Source organism: Halomonas sp. 3D7M, assembly GCF_014897885.1.
Lineage (GTDB): Bacteria > Pseudomonadota > Gammaproteobacteria > Pseudomonadales > Halomonadaceae > Vreelandella.
Map to the genome: position 1 here is coordinate 1 of NZ_JABUZF010000142.1, position 1761 is coordinate 1761.

At 57.5% G+C, this 1761-nt stretch carries 1 protein-coding gene; it reads left to right on the forward strand.

Annotated elements, in window-relative coordinates:
• The coding region (locus INT22_RS06970) for a phosphoenolpyruvate carboxylase (protein ID WP_193067937.1) at nt 1–1735 on the forward strand (1735 nt) is incomplete at its 5' end.
• Nucleotides 1736–1761 lie beyond the last annotated feature (26 nt).

Consider the following 1761-nt stretch of genomic DNA (forward strand, 5'->3'; position numbering starts at 1 on the left):
GGTGGGAGAAGTTGCTGAGCCTTACCGCGAGCTGCTCAAGCGTCTGCTGCATAAAATGGAAGCCACACGCGACTGGGCAAAAGCAGAGCTAGATGGCCGTAACTATGACGGCGGGCCAATTATTGAAACCCGCGACCAGCTCTATGCGCCGCTGCTGGCATGTTACCGCTCACTGTGTGATGTCGGGCTGGACACCGTCGCAAACGGTGCGCTGCTTGATACCTTGCGCCGCGTGGCAGTGTTCGGTGTCACGCTGACCAAGCTTGACTTGCGCCAGGAGGCCAGTCGCCATGCCCAGGTAATGGAAGAACTCACCAGTGCACTGGGCTTGGGACACTACCAGGACTGGAACGAAGCACAGCGCCAAGAGTTTCTGCTCGCAGAGCTTGAATCAAGGCGGCCGCTAATTCCACGCCGTTGGGAGTGTTCGGCAGAATCCCGCGAAGTGCTCGATACCTTCAAAGTGATTGCTCAAGAGCATGCCGAAGCGTTGGGTACTTATATTATCTCAATGGCTGCCGAGCCTTCGGACGTATTAACCGTTGCGCTATTGATGAAAGAGGTGGGTGGCCAAGTCACGCTGCCTATCGCGCCGCTGTTTGAAACCCTGAACGACCTTGATCATGCGGGCGATGTCATCGACCAATTGCTGGCGCTACCGGGTTACCGCGCTCTGGCGAAAGACCGTCAAGAAGTCATGATTGGCTATTCAGACTCGGCTAAAGACGCCGGGCAGCTTGCTGCTGCCTGGGCACAGTACCGGGCCCAAGAGTCGTTAGTCGATGTATGTGACAAACATGGGGTAGATTTGACGCTGTTCCATGGCCGGGGTGGCACTGTTGGTCGTGGTGGCGGCCCCGCGCATGCGGCGATTCTCTCCCAGCCGCCGGGCTCGGTGAATGGCAGCCTACGGGTGACCGAACAAGGTGAGATGATTCGCTTTAAGTTTGGTCAGCCAGATATCGCGCTGCGCTCTATGGAAATTTACGCTTGTGCGGTCATGGAAGCGACGCTATTGCCACCGCCCGCACCGGAGCCTCAGTGGCGTGAAGAGATGGACCAGCTGGCGAAAGTGGCCCATGCCGCCTATGTTGGCGTAGTGCGTGAAGACCCCGATTTTGTTCCGTATTTCCGTGCGGTCACGCCGGAAGGGGCGCTGGGTAGGCTGCCGCTCGGTTCGCGGCCAACCAAGCGTCGCCAGGATGGTGGCGTGGAAACCTTACGAGCGATTCCGTGGATTTTTGCCTGGACGCAGATTCGCTTGATGCTACCCGCTTGGTTGGGCAGTGGTGAGGCGTTCTCGCGACGCCTAGAACAGCCAGGTGGCCGGGAAGTGTTGCAAGAAATGCGCAGCCAGTGGCCGTTCTTTGGCACTTATCTCGATATGTTAGAGATGCTGCTGGCCAAAGCGGACGTAGCGATTGCGGCCTACTATGAGCATCGCTTAGTCGATGAGCCTTCGCTGAAAGCGCTGGGCAAGAAGCTACGTGAGCGTTTTGAACGGCTGGAAAACGTCGTGCTGGATATCCTTCAGCAAGAGAAGCTGCTTGAAAACACCCCGCTTATTCGCCAAGCAATTGATGTGCGCAACCCTTACATCGACCCGCTTCATGGCTTGCAAGCGGAGCTTCTGCAGCGTAATCGGGACGCCGACGGCGCCATTAGTGCAGATCTCTCTCGTGCGCTCATGGTGACCATGGCAGGTATTGCAGCAGGGTTACGCAATACAGGCTAACAAAGGGTGCGCCGCCACTGCGTGTG